The 16,817-nt window shown below is 69.8% G+C and carries 17 protein-coding genes and 2 pseudogenes; 13 read left to right on the top strand and 6 right to left on the bottom strand.

Annotated features, from left to right (window positions below; genetic code table 11):
* Positions 1–2 precede the first annotated feature (2 nt).
* Positions 3–677 (bottom strand): annotated as a pseudogene (locus ACFY10_RS38145) (RNA-guided endonuclease InsQ/TnpB family protein); the annotation flags it as partial.
* 37 nt (positions 678–714) lie between these two features.
* Here ACFY10_RS38145 and ACFY10_RS38150 point away from each other — a divergent pair.
* The 4 genes from ACFY10_RS38150 to ACFY10_RS38165 all read left to right on the top strand — a co-directional run bounded on the left by ACFY10_RS38150 (position 715) and on the right by ACFY10_RS38165 (position 2,991).
* Positions 715–912, top strand: coding sequence for a hypothetical protein (locus tag ACFY10_RS38150; protein WP_390669886.1), 198 nt, complete (start codon positions 715–717; stop codon positions 910–912).
* Positions 909–1,385, top strand: coding sequence for an endonuclease domain-containing protein (locus ACFY10_RS38155; RefSeq protein WP_390669888.1), 477 nt, complete (start codon positions 909–911; stop codon positions 1,383–1,385). Before ACFY10_RS38150 ends, ACFY10_RS38155 begins: the two co-directional genes overlap by 4 nt.
* A gap of 84 nt (positions 1,386–1,469) precedes the next feature.
* Entirely contained in the window at positions 1,470–2,372 is a 903-nt protein-coding gene (mqnP, locus tag ACFY10_RS38160; protein WP_390669889.1) for a menaquinone biosynthesis prenyltransferase MqnP, read from the top strand.
* A gap of 46 nt (positions 2,373–2,418) precedes the next feature.
* Positions 2,419–2,991: a Uma2 family endonuclease gene (locus tag ACFY10_RS38165; protein ID WP_390669890.1), complete on the top strand. Its 573-nt coding sequence runs from the start codon at positions 2,419–2,421 to the stop codon at positions 2,989–2,991.
* On the opposite strand, the gene ACFY10_RS38170 is transcribed toward ACFY10_RS38165, so the two are convergent.
* Positions 2,982–3,587 carry a rhomboid family intramembrane serine protease gene (locus ACFY10_RS38170; RefSeq protein ID WP_390669891.1) on the bottom strand — a complete coding sequence of 202 codons (606 nt, stop codon included), beginning with the start codon at positions 3,585–3,587 and terminating at the stop codon, positions 2,982–2,984. The two genes, ACFY10_RS38165 and ACFY10_RS38170, sit on opposite strands and share 10 nt — an antisense overlap.
* 92 nt (positions 3,588–3,679) lie before the next feature.
* On the opposite strand from ACFY10_RS38170, the gene ACFY10_RS38175 reads away from it, so the two are divergent.
* From ACFY10_RS38175 to ACFY10_RS38200, 6 genes are all read left to right on the top strand, one after another.
* Positions 3,680–4,360, top strand: coding sequence for a UbiX family flavin prenyltransferase (locus ACFY10_RS38175; protein ID WP_390669892.1), 681 nt, complete (start codon positions 3,680–3,682; stop codon positions 4,358–4,360).
* A gap of 62 nt (positions 4,361–4,422) precedes the next feature.
* Positions 4,423–4,878 (top strand): Lrp/AsnC family transcriptional regulator, encoded by a 456-nt coding sequence (locus ACFY10_RS38180; protein ID WP_390669893.1) that lies wholly within the window; start codon positions 4,423–4,425, stop codon positions 4,876–4,878.
* A 47-nt stretch (positions 4,879–4,925) separates the two neighbouring features.
* On the top strand, positions 4,926–6,089 hold the full coding sequence (gene mqnE / locus ACFY10_RS38185) for an aminofutalosine synthase MqnE (protein ID WP_390669894.1): 1,164 nt from the start codon (positions 4,926–4,928) through the stop codon (positions 6,087–6,089).
* 48 nt (positions 6,090–6,137) lie between these two features.
* Entirely contained in the window at positions 6,138–6,662 is a 525-nt protein-coding gene (locus ACFY10_RS38190; protein ID WP_390669896.1) for a GNAT family N-acetyltransferase, read from the top strand.
* A gap of 98 nt (positions 6,663–6,760) precedes the next feature.
* Positions 6,761–7,069: a DUF4229 domain-containing protein gene (locus tag ACFY10_RS38195; RefSeq protein WP_390669897.1), complete on the top strand. Its 309-nt coding sequence runs from the start codon at positions 6,761–6,763 to the stop codon at positions 7,067–7,069.
* Between the two features lie 38 nt (positions 7,070–7,107).
* The gene (locus tag ACFY10_RS38200) at positions 7,108–7,776 is read left to right on the top strand and encodes a TetR/AcrR family transcriptional regulator (protein ID WP_390669898.1); all 669 of its coding nucleotides are present in this window, start codon (positions 7,108–7,110) and stop codon (positions 7,774–7,776) included.
* A gap of 3 nt (positions 7,777–7,779) precedes the next feature.
* On the opposite strand, the gene ACFY10_RS38205 is transcribed toward ACFY10_RS38200, so the two are convergent.
* The 3 genes and pseudogenes from ACFY10_RS38205 to ACFY10_RS38215 form a co-directional block, all read right to left on the bottom strand.
* Complete coding sequence (locus ACFY10_RS38205; RefSeq protein WP_390670037.1) at positions 7,780–7,953, bottom strand: hypothetical protein; 174 nt, start codon at positions 7,951–7,953, stop codon at positions 7,780–7,782.
* 76 nt (positions 7,954–8,029) lie between these two features.
* Positions 8,030–8,101: pseudogene (locus ACFY10_RS38210) on the bottom strand (hypothetical protein); the annotation flags it as partial.
* A gap of 59 nt (positions 8,102–8,160) precedes the next feature.
* Positions 8,161–9,003, bottom strand: a complete 843-nt coding sequence (locus tag ACFY10_RS38215) for a MaoC family dehydratase (RefSeq protein WP_390669899.1) — start codon at positions 9,001–9,003, stop codon at positions 8,161–8,163.
* Between the two features lie 325 nt (positions 9,004–9,328).
* On the opposite strand from ACFY10_RS38215, the gene ACFY10_RS38220 reads away from it, so the two are divergent.
* From ACFY10_RS38220 to ACFY10_RS38230, 3 genes are all read left to right on the top strand, one after another.
* On the top strand, positions 9,329–11,281 hold the full coding sequence (locus tag ACFY10_RS38220; RefSeq protein WP_390669900.1) for an AMP-dependent synthetase/ligase: 1,953 nt from the start codon (positions 9,329–9,331) through the stop codon (positions 11,279–11,281).
* A 240-nt stretch (positions 11,282–11,521) separates the two neighbouring features.
* Positions 11,522–13,438: an AMP-dependent synthetase/ligase gene (locus ACFY10_RS38225; protein WP_390669901.1), complete on the top strand. Its 1,917-nt coding sequence runs from the start codon at positions 11,522–11,524 to the stop codon at positions 13,436–13,438.
* 124 nt (positions 13,439–13,562) lie between these two features.
* Positions 13,563–15,881, top strand: coding sequence for an MFS transporter (locus tag ACFY10_RS38230; RefSeq protein ID WP_390669902.1), 2,319 nt, complete (start codon positions 13,563–13,565; stop codon positions 15,879–15,881).
* A gap of 87 nt (positions 15,882–15,968) precedes the next feature.
* Here the strand turns inward: ACFY10_RS38230 and ACFY10_RS38235 are convergent, their stop codons facing one another.
* Positions 15,969–16,805, bottom strand: coding sequence for a YceI family protein (locus ACFY10_RS38235; protein ID WP_390669903.1), 837 nt, complete (start codon positions 16,803–16,805; stop codon positions 15,969–15,971).
* Between the last annotated feature and the right edge of the window lie 12 nt (positions 16,806–16,817).

Raw genomic sequence — 16,817 nt, forward strand, 5'->3', positions numbered from 1 at the left:
GCTCAGGCTGCCTCCTGGAGCGGCGCTCCAGGAGGTCTTATGCCCTCGACACCAGCCGGGTTCAGACCGGCCCGGACGAGCATCACGCGGGCGGAGTTCTTGTCCCTGGGGGATACGGATCCGCAGGCGGTGCAGGTGTAGGTACGTTCCGAAAGAGGAAGTGCGTGCTTGGTTCTCGCTCCGCACGATGCGCAGTCCATGGTGGTGTGCGCGGGGTGCACGAGGCGGACGTCGCGCCCGTGCTTGCGGCCCATCTCCAGCAGAGCCTTCTTGGTGGCGCCGATTGCCGCGTCGGCGGCCTTGCGGGCCATGGTGGTCTTGGCGAGGAACTTCGGACGGAAGTCCTCCACCGCGATCGCGTCATGGTCGGTCACGACGCGCTTGGCCCACTTACGGGCCGTGTCCTGCCGCTGGCGGGCGATCTTCTGGTGCGTCTTCGCCCGCAGCTTCTTCGCCTCGCGGTAACCCTTCGAAGCCGCCTGCCTTTTGGCGGGTTTGCGGCGGGCCATCATCCGGTCGTACCGGGTCAGCTTCGCCTTGGCCTTCCCGCCGTGCTCGGCGTGGGAGTGGTCGTGGGCGTCACTCGTGGTGGTCGCGGTCTCGCGGACGCCCCAGTCCACGCCGATCACCGCGCCGGTGGCGGGAAGAGGCTGGACTTCGGAGGGAACAACGAACGAGGCGTTACTGTAGCGGACAGTCCGATACAGTATCGCCATGCCAGCGAAGAGGAAGACGCCGTTCGTCTCGGTCAATCTCACCGAAGCGGCACGCGACGAACTACGCCGGGTGACCTTGGAGCTCACCACGCCCGCAGGGCGCCGTGTGTCGATGTCCGACGTACTGACGGCAACACTGCACGTCGCCATGGAGCACCGCGACGAGGTGCTGGACAAGCTGCGGGGCGGATCGTGACAGAGCCCATCAAGTACGAGGACCACCCCAAAGCAAAGCCGGGCGACCCGTGCCTACTGTGTGGCAATGCGGCGGCGCAACCTGCCATCGATCACTGTCATACCCACGGCTGGGTCCGGGGAGCACTCTGCTCAAGCTGCAACGGTGCGATGGCCTTCATTGACCGGCGGATACGGCCACGCGGCAGCGCAGTGCGTATCGAAGCGCTACTTGCCCACGCGCAACGGTGCCCCGAATGCACCACTGTCACAGTCGCCGACCTTGGCCCGACGCGATCATGGAACAGAGGTGTGGAATACCGTGCGGAACGAGCGACCTCTCCCACTGCGTCTGTGGGGTTCCGACTTCCCGCCGACCTTCACGCGTGGCTGGTCGCTCAGGCCGAGTCCGCCCACAGGTCCCTCAACTCCGAGATCGTGTACCGCCTGGAGGGTGAGCGCGCCACCGCTGAGGCACACGGTGAATCGTCCTGACGGCGACTCACCTGTTCCTGCCCTGCACCGTCTGAGTCTGATCCATCCCCGATCTGAAGGCCGGGGCATCTTCGGAGGTTCTCAGTGAGTTCCGCATCCGCCGCGATCCCGCAGCCAGGACGCACCAAGGCGTTCCTCCGGCTGGTGATGATCGAGCACTCGGTCTTCGCTCTGCCCTTCGCCTATATCGCTGCGCTGACCGCGATGTTCGAGCAGGACAAGAACATCCACTGGGGCCGGCTGCTCCTGGTCACCATCTGCATGGTCGGCCTGCGCACCTTCGCCATGGCGGTCAACCGGATCATCGACCGCGAGATCGACGCCCGGAACCCGCGCACGGCCCACCGTGAGCTGGTGACGGGCGCGATGTCGGTGAAGCACGCCTGGACCGGCGCGCTGATCGCGGTCGTGATCTTCCTGGGCTCGGCTGCCCTGCTCAACCCCCTGTGCCTCGCGCTCGCCCCCATCGCGGTGATCCCGATGGTGGTCTACCCGTACGGGAAACGCTTCACGAACTTCCCCCAGGCCATCCTCGGCCTCGCCCAGGCCATGGGCCCGGTCGGCGGCTGGCTCGCGATCACCGGCGAGTGGTCCTGGGACGCGGTGATCCTGGGTCTCGCCGTCGGCATCTGGATCGGTGGCTTCGACCTGATCTACGCCTGCCAGGACGTCGAGACCGACCGCGAGATCGGCGTCATGTCGGTCCCGGCCCGCTTCGGTATCCCCGCCGCCATCCGGGGCGCACGGATCTGCCACGCCGTGGTGACGGCACTGCTCGTCTGGTACGCCGTGGTGACGGACGCGGGCGGCTTCTTCTGGGTGGGCCTGATGATCGTGGCGGCCGCGTTCGTGTACGAGCACAACATTGTGCGGCCGCATGACCTGTCCCGTTTGAACAGGGCGTTCTTCAGCGTCAACGGGTTCATCGGCATTGCCCTGTTCGTGTGTGCGTTGCTTGATCTTCTGGTTCGGGGTCTGACCGTCTGAATAGCGTGCGGCCTACCATCGAGGGCAGGACCCCAGGGAGGCCGCCGTGACCGTCTCGGGCATCGATCGCCTGCACTCGCAGCTCAGCAAGCTGGAGGACATGTTCCCCGGCTATCTGACGGAGATTGTCGAGGGCAGCATTGTGATGAACCCGGTCAGGCCGTTCCATGGAAAGACGATCCTGCGGGTGTCGGCGAACCTTGAGGGACAGCTACCGCCGGAGTGGGCGCTGGTGAGCGATGTGGCGTTCCCCTTCGACGAGGCCAACGAGTTCTGCCCCGACATTGCGGTCATCCCGGCCGAGGCGGAGGACGAGAACCGCAGCTCCTACCCGGCTGATCTCATCGAGTTCGTCGCGGAAGTGGTGTCGCCGGAAAGTGTCCGCCGCGACTACGAGATCAAGCCGCGCTGGTACGCCTCCCGAGCCATCGCCAACTACGTGATCCTCGACCCGTTGAAGGGGCACGCCGTCACGATGTGGAACCCGGGCCCCGACGGCTACCGAGGCCGCGACACCATCCCCTACGGCCCCGACCTGACCGTCGACTCCCCGCTCGGCAAGCTGACGATCCCCACCACTCACCTCCCGGTGGACCGGAAAGCTCGCCCTCAGGCCTGAACCACGCCACGACCGACCACCCGGCGCCGGAACAAGAACGCTGCCGCCACGCCCGATGCCAGGCCGAACAGATGGGCCTGCCAGCTGACGCCCGTCTGTGTCGGGGCCAGGCCGAGCAGGATCGAGCCACCCCACACCGCGCCGATCAGCAGGCCGACCAGGACGCCGAGCGGGCGGCGCTCCACGAACCCGCTGACCAGCAGGAAGCCGAAGAGGCCGAAGATCAGGCCGGAGGCGCCCGCCGTGTTGCTGTGTGCCGGGGACACGAGCCACACCCCCAGACCGTCGGCCAGGACGATCACGGCACACACGGCGGCGAACCGGCGTATCCCGCCCAGCGCCGCGAGGAACCCCATGACCAGCAGGGGCACGCTGTTCGCGGCCACATGGGCGAAGCCGAAGTGGATGAACGCGGCCGGGACGATGTCGACCAGCTCGGAGGCCCGGCGCGGCACGATGCCCAGGCTGTCCAGCGCATGGCCGCTGACCACGTCGACCACTTCCAGCAGCCACAACAGCGCGACCCAGCCCACCATCAGCTTGGCCGCGGCCTTCGCGCGATCCCCGCGCGACCACTCGAGCTCGCTACCCGGCATGGCAACCCCCACTGCTCACTCGTCCCCTCCCAGTGAACGCCCGAGCCCCCTCGACCGGTTCCCACCCCGCGACGCCAGCTAGGCTCGGTGTCGTGAACCCAGCCAAGCCAGGAGAGACCCCGCGTACGCCTTGGATCGTAGGGGTATCCGGCGCCTCCGGCACGCCATATGCCGCGTCGGTGCTGCGCGCACTCCTCGACGCCGGCGAGAGCGTGGACCTCGTCGTGTCCCGGGCCTCCCGGCTGACCCTGCTCGACGAGACGGGGATCTCTTTCCGGGACGCGCACTGGGAGGACGACCTGCGGGAATGGCTGTCCCGGGGAGCCGAGGGGAAGCCCGGCGTCTTCGACGTGGACATCACCGGTGTACGGCACTGGAGCGCCGGCGACCTCGCCGCCGGGCCGTCCTCGGGCTCGTACCCGAGCAAGGGCATGCTGATCGTCCCCGCCTCCACCGCCTGTGTCGCCGGTGTCGCGCTCGGCCTGTCGAAGGACCTGCTGCAGCGTGCGGCGAGCGTGACCCTCAAGGAGGGGCGCAAGCTGGTCGTGGCCGTACGGGAGACCCCCTTGAACGGCCAGACCCTCCGTCACCTGGTGACCCTCGACGACGCGGGCGCGACCGTGGTGCCCGCCTCGCCCGGCTTCTACGCGGGCGCGACCCACATCCAGGATCTCGTGGACTTCGTCGCCGGACGGGTGCTGGACGCGGCGGGCGTCGAGCACGACCTGTACCGGCGCTGGAAGGGCGAACTGGGCGCCGGGAGCGCCGACTAGCCGAGCAAGTCGCAGTACCTCACATCACTTCGGGAACTTTTCAGCGGAAGGCATCGAATCGCATGGACGCGGTGGACAGGCAGCTCATCCAGGCCCTGAGGGAGAACGGCCGGGCCTCGTACGCGGAGCTGGGGCGCCTCGTCGGCCTGTCGGGACCCAGCGTCACCGACCGCATCAACCGGCTCGAGGCGGCCGGCGTCATCACCGGCTACCGCGCCACCGTCGACGCCGCCTCGCTCGGCCTCGGCGTCACCGCCCTCATCGGCATCTCGCTGTCCGACGCCGCGGACCACGAGGACGTGGCCCGGCGGATGAAGGACCTCACCGAGATCGAGGACTGCTGGTTCATCGCCGGGGACGACTCGTACATGCTCAAGGTCCGGGCGAACGACGTGGACGGCCTGGAAAGGATCATCCGCCGGCTCAGCGGGACCAAGGGCGTCTCCCGGACCCGTACGACGATCGTCCTCTCCACGAAGTGGGAGAACCGGGTCGGAGAGCTGCCCGAAGAGGTCTGAGCACGTAGGCGTACGGTTGTTGGCGTTGTCGTAGAAAGGTTGAGGGCATGGACGTCGGGCTCAAGCGCGAGCTGGAGCAGAAGGTCAGGGCCGGTGAACGGCTGACCCGCGAGGACGGCATCGCGCTGTACGAGTCGGACGACCTGGCGTGGCTCGGTGGTCTCGCCCACGAGGTGCGGACGCGCAAGAACGGCGACGTGGTTCATTTCAACGTCAACCGCCACCTCAACATGACCAATGTCTGCACCGCCTCCTGCGCCTACTGCTCCTTCCAGCGCAAGCCGGGCGAGAAGGACGCGTACACGATGCGCATCGAGGAGGCGGTGAAGCTCGCCAAGGCGATGGAGGGCGAGAACCTCACCGAGCTGCACATCGTCAACGGGCTGCACCCGAACCTGCCGTGGCGCTACTACCCGCGTTCGCTGCGGGAGCTGAAGGCCGCCCTCCCGGACGTCTCCCTCAAGGCCTTCACGGCCACGGAGATCCACCACTTCGAGACGATCAGCGGTCTGTCGGCGTCCGAGATCCTCGACGAGCTGATCGACGCGGGCCTGGAGTCCCTCACGGGTGGCGGCGCGGAGATCTTCGACTGGGAGGTCCGGCAGCACATCGTCGACCACCGCACCCACTGGGAGGACTGGTCGCGCATCCACCGCCTGGCGCACGAGAAGGGTCTGAAGACCCCGTGCACCATGCTGTACGGCCACATCGAGGAGCCGCGGCACCGCGTGGACCACGTCCTGCGCCTGCGTGAACTCCAGGACGAGACGAACGGCTTCCAGGTCTTCATCCCGCTGCGCTACCAGCACGACTTCGTCGACATGAAGGACGGCAAGGTCCGCAACCGCCTGCAGGCCCGCACGCAGATGGCGACGGGCGCGGAGGCGTTGAAGACCTTCGCCGTCTCCCGCCTCCTGTTCGACAACATCCCGCACGTCAAGGTCTTCTGGGTCATGCACGGCGTCCAGACCGCGCAGCTCGCCCTCCAGCACGGCGCGGACGACATGGACGGCTCGGTGGTCGAGTACAAGATCACCCACGACGCCGACAACTACGGCACCCCGAACAAACTGACCCGCGAGGACCTGCTGGACCTCATCCGGGACGCCGGTTTCCGCCCGGTGGAGCGGAACACGCGCTACGAGATCATCCGCGAGTACGACGGCCCGGACCCGGCGCGCCGGGAGGCCCCGCAGCCGATGCGGGTGTGACTTCGCACGCGTGGGCGCGCGTGCCGGCGTAATAACTACAATGGCCGCGTGTCCCTTACCTTCACTCTCGACCCCGCCGTCACTCCCGCCCTCCGTGACGGCCTTCTCGACCTGTGGGCGGACGTGTCCAACGCCGGCGGATCCGTCGGGTTCGTGCCGCCGGTGACACCGGAGGAGATCCGTCCCGAGCTGGTCAAACACATGGTGGCCATGGCGGAGGGGCGGACCCGGCTGCTGGTCGGGCACGACGAGAGCGGGCAGGTCGCGGCGACGGCCTTCCTCGCGTTCAACACGCACCGGCTGATGACCCACTGGTTGTGGCTGTACACGGTGATGGTGCACCCGCGGCACCAGGGCAAGGGGTACGGCCGTGACCTGCTGGCCGCCGCCGAGGAAGCCGCCCGCTCCATCGACGGCATCGAGGCGATCCGGCTCACCTGCCGCGGCGGGAACGGCCTGGAGCGCTTCTACGGCTCCTGCGGCTACAAGGAGGTCGGACGGGTCCCCGACGCCATCCGCGTCGCCCCGGACGACTACCGCGACGACGTCTTCATGCTGCTGCCGCTGGGCTGAGAGCCTGCACACCCCCCTGCAAGATCGGGTGCCGGGCGTGCTTCACTGGACGGTGCCCTTTGGGAATGTTCGTACCGTTGACGGAAGAGTGGATTGAGATGCTCCGCTACACGCTGATGCGCCTCGGGATCTTCGCGGGCTGCTTCGTGGTCGTCTGGGGCCTCGTCTACTCCGGCATCGTCCCGCGCGGCTACGGCGCCGCCAACTTCATGTGGCTCGTCCTGCTGTCGCTGGTGATCTCCGCCCCCATCAGCTTCGTCGTCCTGCGCAAGGAGCGCGACCGCGCCTCCGTGAAGGTTGTCGAGCGGGTCGACCGGATGAAGGCCGGCTTCGCGGCGAACGCCGCCCAGGAGGACGAGGCGGACGACGCGAGCCGCTCGCAGGGGCAGGCACCCCAGGCTTCGTAGGGGGGTTGAGGACGCCCGCTCCCAATTACCCTTGCGCCATGGGTGCCGTGAAGACCAAGCGGATGCCGCGGGCGGTCCGTGAGCAGCAGATGATGGACGCCGCCGTGCGGACCTTCGGGCAGCGTGGGTACATGGCCGCGTCGATGGACGAGATCGCCGAACTGGCGGGCGTGTCCAAGCCGTTGGTCTATCTGTACCTGAACTCGAAGGAAGACCTGTTCACCGCCTGCATCCGCCGGGAGGCGAAGGCGCTCGTCGAGGCGGTCCGCACCGGCGTCCGGCCCGAGCTGCCCGCCGACCGCCAACTCTGGGAGGGGCTGCGGGCGTTCTTCACGCACACCGCGCAGAACCCGGACGGCTGGGCGGTGCTGCACCTCCAGGCCCGTACCCGCGAGCCGTTCGCCGCCGAGGTGACCGCGATGCGCGAGGAGATCGTCGCGTTCGTGACGCAGCTCATCGTGGTCGCGGCCAGGGAGGCCCACCGCAACCCGAATCTGCCCGAGCGCGAGGTCGCAGGGCTCGCCGAGGCGCTGGTCGGCGCCGCCGAGTCCCTCGCCGCCTGGGCCAACGCCACCCCGGGCACCACGGCCCGGCAGGCGGCGGCCACGCTCATGAACTTCGCCTGGGCGGGGCTCGGCAACCTCATGGAGGGGCGGCCGTGGTCCCCGCCGGCCGCGACCGAACCGGAGATCCCGGCCGGCCGGTAGCCGTCATACGGCACCCCCGCCGCGCCCCGGGACCCTGCGTTCGGCCTTCCTGGCCCGCCCCGAACCGCCGGTCCCCAGCGGGGCGGGCAGTGGGCGGCCCTTCTCGTCGAAACCGTTGTTTCTGAGGATGCCGGCGAGGTAGATGCCGGCGGTCCGCGGGGAGTAGTACGGGCGCATGGGCGGCGGCGTAGGGGTCGGTCCTGCCGATGCCCTGCGCCGCCGCCCACGCGGGATCCGGGTGCGGCAGCGCGCCCGCATCGATGTCGTCCCAGGAGGCAAGGCAGCCGGACTTCACGAAGAAGTGGTTGCCGTGCGCCTCGCGCACTCCGACGTCGGCCAGGACGACGATGTCGGCGGCTGCCAGTTCCTCGTCGTCGACCGGCTTCAGCCGCGGCCGAGGTCCTCCACGATGCCGCTCAGGTGCACGCGTTCACCGCCACGCAGCTCGAACCGCCCCCCGTCCGCCGCATACGTCACGGTCCCCGGCAGCAGCACCGGCGCCCTGAACTGCGCCTCCACCCGGGCGTGTTCGGGCACCCCGTGCGCGGCGAGGCAGCGGGCCACCGTCCACATGCCGTGCGCGATGGCGCGGGGGAAGCCGAAGAGGCGGGCGGTGAGGGGGTGCAGGTGGATGGGGTTGCGGTCGCCGGACGCGGCGCCGTACCGCCGGCCGACGTCGGCGGCCAGCCGCCACTCGGCGACGGCGGGCAGCGGGGGCTCTCGGTCGTCGCTGGGCTTCTCGCCGGGCCGCTGTGTCCGGTGCCGCGCCAGATACGTGCTGCGCGACTCCCATACGACGTCCTCGCCGGCCCGCATCTCGGTGATCACCGAGGCCTCGGTGCCGCGCCTGTGCGGCTCCAACCCGCCGACGTACACGGCGAGTTCGTACTCCCCGGTCGCCGCGGGCGCCCGCCGCTGCGTGATCTCGATCGACGTGTGGACGAGGCCGAGCAGCGGCAGCGGGAAGCCCCGGCCGCTCATCAGCCGCATGGCCAGCGGAAAGCCCAGCACGTGCGGATAGGTCGGCGGCAGTGCGTCGTCGCCGGTCGCGAAGCCGCACACCCGCTCGTACGCCGCCAGGCGTGCCAGATCGATGCGCAGTCCGGGCAGGACGAGCCGGCTGCGGGGGAAGTCGGCGTCGGGGCGTGGGCGTTTGAAGGGGGACAGCAGTGCACCGCGGGCGAGCAGCGGGCCGAGTGCGGGGGACTGGGTGAGGATGTCGGACATCACGCCCCCAGCCACGGCAGATAGCGGTCGGCCATGTCCATAACTCCCCACGGATCCCCAAGCGGACTCTCTGCTTACTCTGGAGTCAGGTTACCCGAGGTAAGGGTGAGTAGGGGCAGGTCAGAAGATGAGAAACGTTCACCATGCCACCCGGTACGTGCCTATCGGCAAGAAAAGCGACGAGGCTGCACATCCCCGACGCATCCCCGACGCCGGACTACCGTCGAACCCTCACCGGGTCATCACGCGAGCGCCGTACGATCGCCTCCCCTGACCTGCGGCAACTCCCCCGCAGGGCAACTCCGTTGAACCTCTGGAGTCGCCCGTGTCCACTTCGCAGCCGTTCGCTCCCGCCGCTGTCCACTCCACGACGTACGACGGAACGCCGGTTCTCGTGGAGCCCGTGATCCGGCGGCTGGACGGGGAGGTGCGCGAGGTCTCGGTGCTGCCCTTCGTCCCGCCGGTGACCTACGGCTCGCTCGCCGACCTGCCCTTCGACAACGCGCGCATCGCCCCCGACGACAAGGTGCTCAGCCGACGGGCCGAGTCGGGCCGGTGGGCGGACGTGACCGCGGCCCAGTTCGCCGACGAGGTGCTGGCGGTGGCGAAAGGGCTGATCGCCGAGGGGCTGGCGCCGGGGGACCGGATCGGCGTCATGGCGCGGACGATCTACGAGTGGACGCTCCTCGACTTCGCCGCGTGGGCCGCAGGCCTGGTCACCGTCCCGATCTACCCCACCTCCTCCGTCTTCCAGACCCGGTGGATCCTCCAGGACTCCGGCGCGGTAGCGCTCGTCACGGAGACCGCAGCGCAGGCGGCGGCCCTCGGCCCGGAACTCGACCGGGTGCCGGACCTGCGGCACCTGTGGGTCATCGAGAAGGGCCATGTGGAGCGGCTGGCGGAGCACGGCGGCCAGGTGCCGGACCAGGAAGTGGCCGTACGGCGCGGCATGTTGAGCCCCGACACGCTCGCCACCGTCGTCTACACCTCGGGCACGACCGGCCGCCCCAAGGGCTGCGCGATCACGCACGGCAACTTCTTCGCCGAGGTCGACAACGCGATCGAGCTCCTCTACCCGGTCTTCCGCTCGCGGACCAGCGAAGAGGCGTCCATCCTGCACTTCCTCCCCATGTCGCACATCTTCGGCCGCATGGTGGCGGTCGCCTGCATACGGGCCCGGGTACGGCTGGGCCACGCCCCGAGCCTGAAGTCGGAGGAACTGCTGCCCGACCTGGCGAGCTTCAGGCCGACCTGTCTCGTCGCCATCCCGTACATGCTGGAGAAGGTGTTCAACGTGGCCCGCGCGAAGGCCGAGACCGGCGGCCGGGTCACGTCCTTCGACCGCGCGGCGGGCGTGGCCCGCCGCTACGGCGAGGCGACGGAGGCCCGCCACGCCGGCACGGGTTCCGGCCCGAGCGCCGCGCTGAAGGCGGCCCGCACCTTCTACGACCCCCTCGTCTACCGCCGTATCCGCAACGCCATGGGCGGCAGGGTCCGTTACATGATCTGCGGCGGTTCCCCGCTGGGCCGCCGGCTGGCCTCGTTCTACGCCGGAGCGGGCATCGAGATCTACGAGGGCTACGGCCTGACGGAGACGACGGGCGCCGCCACCGTGACCCCGCCGCTCAAGCCCCGTCTGGGCACGGTGGGTTGGCCGCTGCCCGGCACGAAGGTCCGCATAGCCGCCGACGGCGAGATCCTGCTGGGCGGCGGGCATGTCCTGCGCGGCTACTGGGACCCGCACGCGGGCGGCGTCGTCCCGGCGACCGTCGACGGCTGGCTCGCCACCGGCGACATCGGCCGGCTGGACGAGGAGGGCTACCTCTACATCACCGGCCGCAAGAAGGAGATGCTGATCACGGCGGGCGGCAAGAGCGTCGCCCCGGCCCCGCTGGAGAACTGGCTCCGCGCCCACCCCCTGATCTCCCAGGTCATGGTCGTCGGCGACACCCGCCCCTATGTCGCCGCCCTGATCACCCTGGACATGGAGGGCGTCAGCCACTGGCGCCGGATGCACGGCAAGTACCCGGTACCGGCCGGACTCCTCCTGGACGACGACGAGTTGAGACAGGTCCTGCAGCGAGCCGTGAACGAGGCGAACAAACTGGTCTCCCGCCCCGAGTCCATCCGCCGCTTCACCATCCTCCCCACCGACTTCACCGAGGAGGCAGGCCACTTGACCCCGTCGATGAAGCTGAAGCGGGACCTGATCGCAGAGGAATTCGCCGCGCAAATCGAGGAGTTGTACGACCCCTACGGTGCGGGAGCGCCCCGATAGGGGCGCGGGGAACTGCGCGACCAGCCACGACGGCCCCGCAGACGACAGACGGCAGCCCCCGGCACAACCCCACCGCAAAACCCGCGGAGTGCCCGCACCAACTCAACACCCCGGCACCGTACGATCGCCGTTCTAACCCGCGGTAACCCCCCAGCCGCACACCGCTGGTGAACGTCTCGGTACGCGCTGCACGTACCTCAACAGCAGAGCGGTACCGAGCTGCACGCCCCAGGAGCTGCCATGTCCGTGCCCGTGCCCTATCCGTCCGCGTCCGACTACGACGGCGTGCCCCAGCTGGTGCAGCCAGAGATACGGAGGCTGGACGGCGAAGTGCGCGAGGTGTCGGTCCCGCCGCTCGTCGCGCTGTCCACCCATGGCTCACTCGCCGACCTGCCGTTCGACAACGCGGACACGGCACCCGACGCCCGCGTCCTCAGCCGCCGTACGCAGGACGGGGATTGGGCGGATGTGACGGCGGCGGAGTTCGCGGAGCAGGTCCTGGCCCTGGCCAAGGGCCTGATCTCGGAGGGGCTGGTCGCCGGCGACCGTATCGCCGTCATGGCGCGGACGATCTACGAGTGGACGCTCCTCGACTTCGCGGCATGGGCCGCCGGCCTGGTCACCGTCCCGATCTACCCGACCTCCTCCGTCTACCAGACCCGGTGGATCCTCCAGGACTCGGGCGCGGTGGCCCTGGTGACGGAGACCGCCGCCCAGGCGTCGGCCCTCGGCCCGGAGCTCAGCCGGCTGCCCGACCTGCGCCACATGTGGATCGTCGACAAGGGGCATCTGGAGCGGCTGGCCGAACTCGGCCGGCCCGTCCCGGACCAGGAAGTCGCCGTACGACGCGGCATGTTGGTCCCCGACACACTCGCCACGGTCATCTACACCTCGGGCACGACCGGCCGCCCGAAAGGCTGCGTGCTCACGCACGGCAACTTCCTCGCCGAGGTCGACAACGCGACCGAACTCCTCTACCCCATCTTCAAGTCGAAGTCGGAAGACCCGGCCACCCTCCTCTTCCTCCCCATGTCGCACGTCTTCGGCCGCATGGTGGCGATCGCCTGCATCCGCGCCCGGGTACGGCTGGGCCACGCCCCGAGCCTCCAGGCCGACGACCTCCTGGCCGACCTGGGCACCTTCCGCCCGACCTTCCTCCTCTGCATCCCCTACATGCTGGAGAAGGTCTACAACAACGCCCGGGCCAAGGCGGAGATCGGCGGCCGGGTCTCCGCCTTCGACCGCGCGGCGAGCGTCGCCGTCCGCTACGGCGAGGCGATGGAGGCCCGCCACGCCGGCACGGGCTCCGGCCCCGGCACCTCCCTCAAGACGGCCCGCGCCTTCTACGACCCCCTGGTCTACCGCCGTATCCGCAACGCCATGGGCGGCCGCATCCGCCACATCATCTCCGGCGGCTCACCGCTGGGCCGGCGGCTGGCGGCGTTCTACGCAGGCGCAGGCATGGAGATCTACGAGGGCTACGGCCTCACGGAGTCCACCGGCGCCGCCACGGTCACCCCGCCCCTCAAACCCCGTCTGGGCACGGTGGGTTGGCCCATGCCCGGCACGAAGGTCCGCATAGCGGCCGACGGCGAGATCCTGCTCTCCGGTGGCCAGGTCTTCCGCGGCTACTGGGACCCGCACGGCGGCGGAGTGATCCCGTCGTCCGCGGACGGCTGGTTCCCGACGGGCGACATCGGCCGCCTCGACGACGAGGGTTACCTCACGATCACCGGCCGCAAGAAGGAAATCCTGATCACGGCGGGCGGCAAGAACACCGCGCCCGCCCCGCTGGAGAACTGGCTCCGCCAGCACCCTCTCATCTCCCAGTGCATGGTCGTGGGCGACCGCCGCCCGTACATCGCCGCCCTGATCACCCTGGACATGGAGGGCGTCAGCCACTGGCGCCGGATGAACGGCAGGCACCCCGTCCCCGCGGAACTCCTCGTCGACGACGACGAGTTGAGGGCGATCCTGCAACGGGCGGTCGACGAGGCGAACAAACTGGTCTCCCGCCCCGAATCCATCCGCCGCTTCGTCATCGTCCCCCGGGACTTCACGGAGGAGGCGGGCCATCTGACGCCGTCGATGAAGCTGCGGCGGGACGCTGTGATGCGGGACTTCTCGGCGGAGGTCGAGGGTCTGTACGAGCGGTGAGCCGCCGCTTGTGAATCTTTTCGTAATTCCCGATGGCATCGCATCGAAACGGTTGCGTTTCGCTGCCTTGTGCGCCTAGGTTAGGTGTACGAAACGGTTTCGGACCGATGTGGGGAGCACCATCGTGGAAGTCATCCCGGCCGCCGCCACCACCGCCCAGGCCGGGCTGCCCGGCCCCACCCAGGCTCCGTCGAAGCACCGCTGGTGGGCGCTGGCCGTGATCGGCCTGGCCCAGCTCATGGTCGTCCTCGACGCCACCATCGTGAACATCGCGCTGCCGTCCGCCCAGCAGGACCTGGGCTTCGACAACAACGGCCGGCAGTGGATCGTCACCGCCTACTCCCTGGCCTTCGGCAGTCTGCTGCTGCTCGGCGGCCGGCTCGCCGACCTCTTCGGCCGCAAGACGACCTTCATCGTCGGCATCGTCGGTTTCGCCGCCGCTTCCGCGGTCGGCGGCGCGGCCAACGGCTTCACCATGCTGGTCGTCGCACGCGCGGTGCAGGGCCTGTTCGGCGCGCTGCTCGCGCCGGCCGCGCTCTCCCTGCTGACCACGACGTTCACCGAGGCCAAGGAACGCGCCAGGGCGTTCGGGATATTCGGTGCCATCGCCGGTTCCGGCGCGGCCGTCGGCCTGGTCCTCGGCGGTCTGCTCACCGAGTACCTGGACTGGCGCTGGACGCTGTACGTCAACGACGCCATCGCGGTTCCGGCGCTGATCGGCGCCATCGTCTTCATCGGCCGCTCGGTCCCCGCCGAGCGGCCGAAGCTGGACGTCCTCGGTGTCCTCCTGGTCTCCGGCGGGCTGTTCGGCATCGTCTACGGCTTCGCCAACGCGGAGACCCACGACTGGGACAACTGGATGACCTGGGGCTTCCTGGCCGCGGGCGGCGTCCTGCTGGTGGCGTTCTTCCTCTGGCAGGCCCGCGCCAAGCACCCCGTGCTGCCGCTGCGCGTCCTGGCCGACCGCGACCGCGCCGCCGCCCTGTCGACCATGCTGATCTCGTCCGCGGGGATGTTCGGCGTCTTCCTCTTCCTCACCTACTACCTGCAGTCGACGCTGGGCTACTCGCCGGTCAAGAACGGTGTGGCCTTCCTGCCGATGGTGGGCGCGCTGATGGTGCTGGCGCAGGTGTCGACCAACTGGCTGGTGCCGAAGATCGGGCCCAAGATCGTCGTCCCCGTCGGCATGCTGATCGCCCTGGGCGGCATGATCTGGCTGACCCGCCTCGACCTGGACAGCAGCTACGCGGCACATGTGCTGGGCCCGCTGCTGCTGCTCGGCGCGGGGATCGGCATGTCGATGCCCGCGGCGATGAGCTACGCCACCCTCGGCGTGGAGGCGAGCGACCAGGGCGTGGCCTCGGCCGCCGTCAACACCACACAGCAGGTGGGCGGTTCGATCAGTACGGCGCTGCTGAACACCCTGGCCGCCACCGCCGCCACCAACTACGCGAAGGACCATCTCTCCGACCCGCTGGTCAAGGCGAACGCGGCCCTGCACAGCTACGCCGTCGCCTACTGGTGGTCGGCCGGGTTCTTCGCCTTCGCCGCGGTCGTCACGGCGCTGCTGTTCCGTGCGAAGAAGAACGCGAGCGAGCCCGCGCAGGAGGCCGAGGCGCAGGTCGAGGCACAGGCCGAGGCCACGGCCCCGGACCTGCCTGTGGCCGTGGCTGCCGTCCATACGGGCGCGGCCGTCCTCCGCGGACAGGTGCGCAACGGTACGGGCGCCCCCGTTCCCCGCACTGCGATCACCCTGCTGGACACGTCGGGCCGCCAACTGGCCCGTGCCATCTCCCGCGAGGACGGCACGTACGCGGTGGACACCGCCGAGCGCGGCAGCCTCGTCCTCATCGGCTCGGCACCCGGCTACCAGCCGCAGGTCGTCACGCTGACCCTGAACGGCGCGCCCGTCTCCCACGACCTGGTGATCCTGCCCAGCCCGGGCGGCCTGGCCGGTACGGTGCGCGGCGGCGACGGCGAGGCGCTCCCCGGCGCGCTGGTGGTGGCCACCGACCAGCGCGGCGACGTGACGGCCTCCACCACCACCGCAACGGACGGCGGTTACCGCATCGGCGACCTGCTCCCCGGCGACTACACGCTCAGCGTCAGCGCACCCGGCCACCGCCCCGCCGCGGTGGCGGCCACGGTCACCGCCGAGCCCGCCCGCTGCGACATCCGGCTCTCTGTCGCCGCGACCCTGCGAGGCAGGGTGCACACCCCGGACGGCCGTGCGCTGGACGACGCCCGGGTCTCCCTGATCGACGCCGCCGGCAACGTCGTGGGAACACGTACCACGAGCGTCGACGGCAGCTACGCCTTCACCGACCTCTCCAGCGAGCAGTACACCGTGATCGCCAGCGGCTACCCGCCGGTGGCCACACAGGTCACGCTGAACGGCAGCCACGAGGGCGTCGACATCCAGCTGGGCCACAAGGAGGCCTAGCAACCCGGCGACCCGCCGACCCCCATACGACAGCGTCCGCCGCCCCGGATCTCCGGGCGGCGGACGCTGTCGTGTCCGGCCCAACCCTCAGGCGAGAGGCGGCAGTTGCTCGCCCTGGACGGCCTGGATGTCGAGCTCCACGCGCAGGGTGGCGCCGATGGCCGCGATGCCCGCCTGGACGACCTGGTTGTAGTTCATGGCGAAGTCCTCGCGCCGCAGTTCGGTGGTCGCGCGGAACGACGCCCGCACTCCGCCCCACGGGTCCGGTCCCGTGCCCAGGTAGGACAGGTCCAGATCGACGGACCGGGCCACGCCGTGCAGGGCGAGTTCGCCGTGGACGGTCCAACGGGCCGCGCCCGCCGGGGTGATGCCCGTGCTGCGGTAGGTGATCTTGGGGTGGACGTCCACGTCGAGGAAGTCCGCGGAGCGCAGGTGGCCGTCGCGCGTCGCGTTGCCCGTGTCGATGGAGGGGGCCTCGATGACCGCCTCCACGCTCGACGACAGCGGGTTCTCCGCGACCTCGATCCGTCCCCCGAACTCCTTGAACCGGCCGTGCACGCTGGTCATCCCGAGGTGCTGGGCGACCGTGCTCACGCTGGAGTGCGCCGGGTCGATCGTCCACGGTCCGGGCGGCGGCAGCTCCACGCCCCCGGCGCGGGCCAGCACCAGCGAGCCGAGGTCGGCGCCGCCGGAGGCGGTCACGATGGCGGTGGCGGCGAGGGGTCCGTAGCCGACGGCGGTGACGATCGCGGTGTACGTTCCCGGCGCCAGGGCGTCGGTCGCCACGAGGCCGTCCTGCGAAGCCTCCTGGCGCAGCGTCTGCCGCCCCGCCATGTCGGTGACGGTCAGCACGGCGTGCGGGACGGCCCAGCCGTCCTTGGTACGGATCCGGGCCCGCAGGCCGCCTGCTTCGGTGGTGGTCATGGGCGGTGCCTC

It is taken from the genome of Streptomyces sp. NPDC001401 (genome assembly GCF_042895385.1).
Classification (GTDB): domain Bacteria; phylum Actinomycetota; class Actinomycetes; order Streptomycetales; family Streptomycetaceae; genus Streptomyces.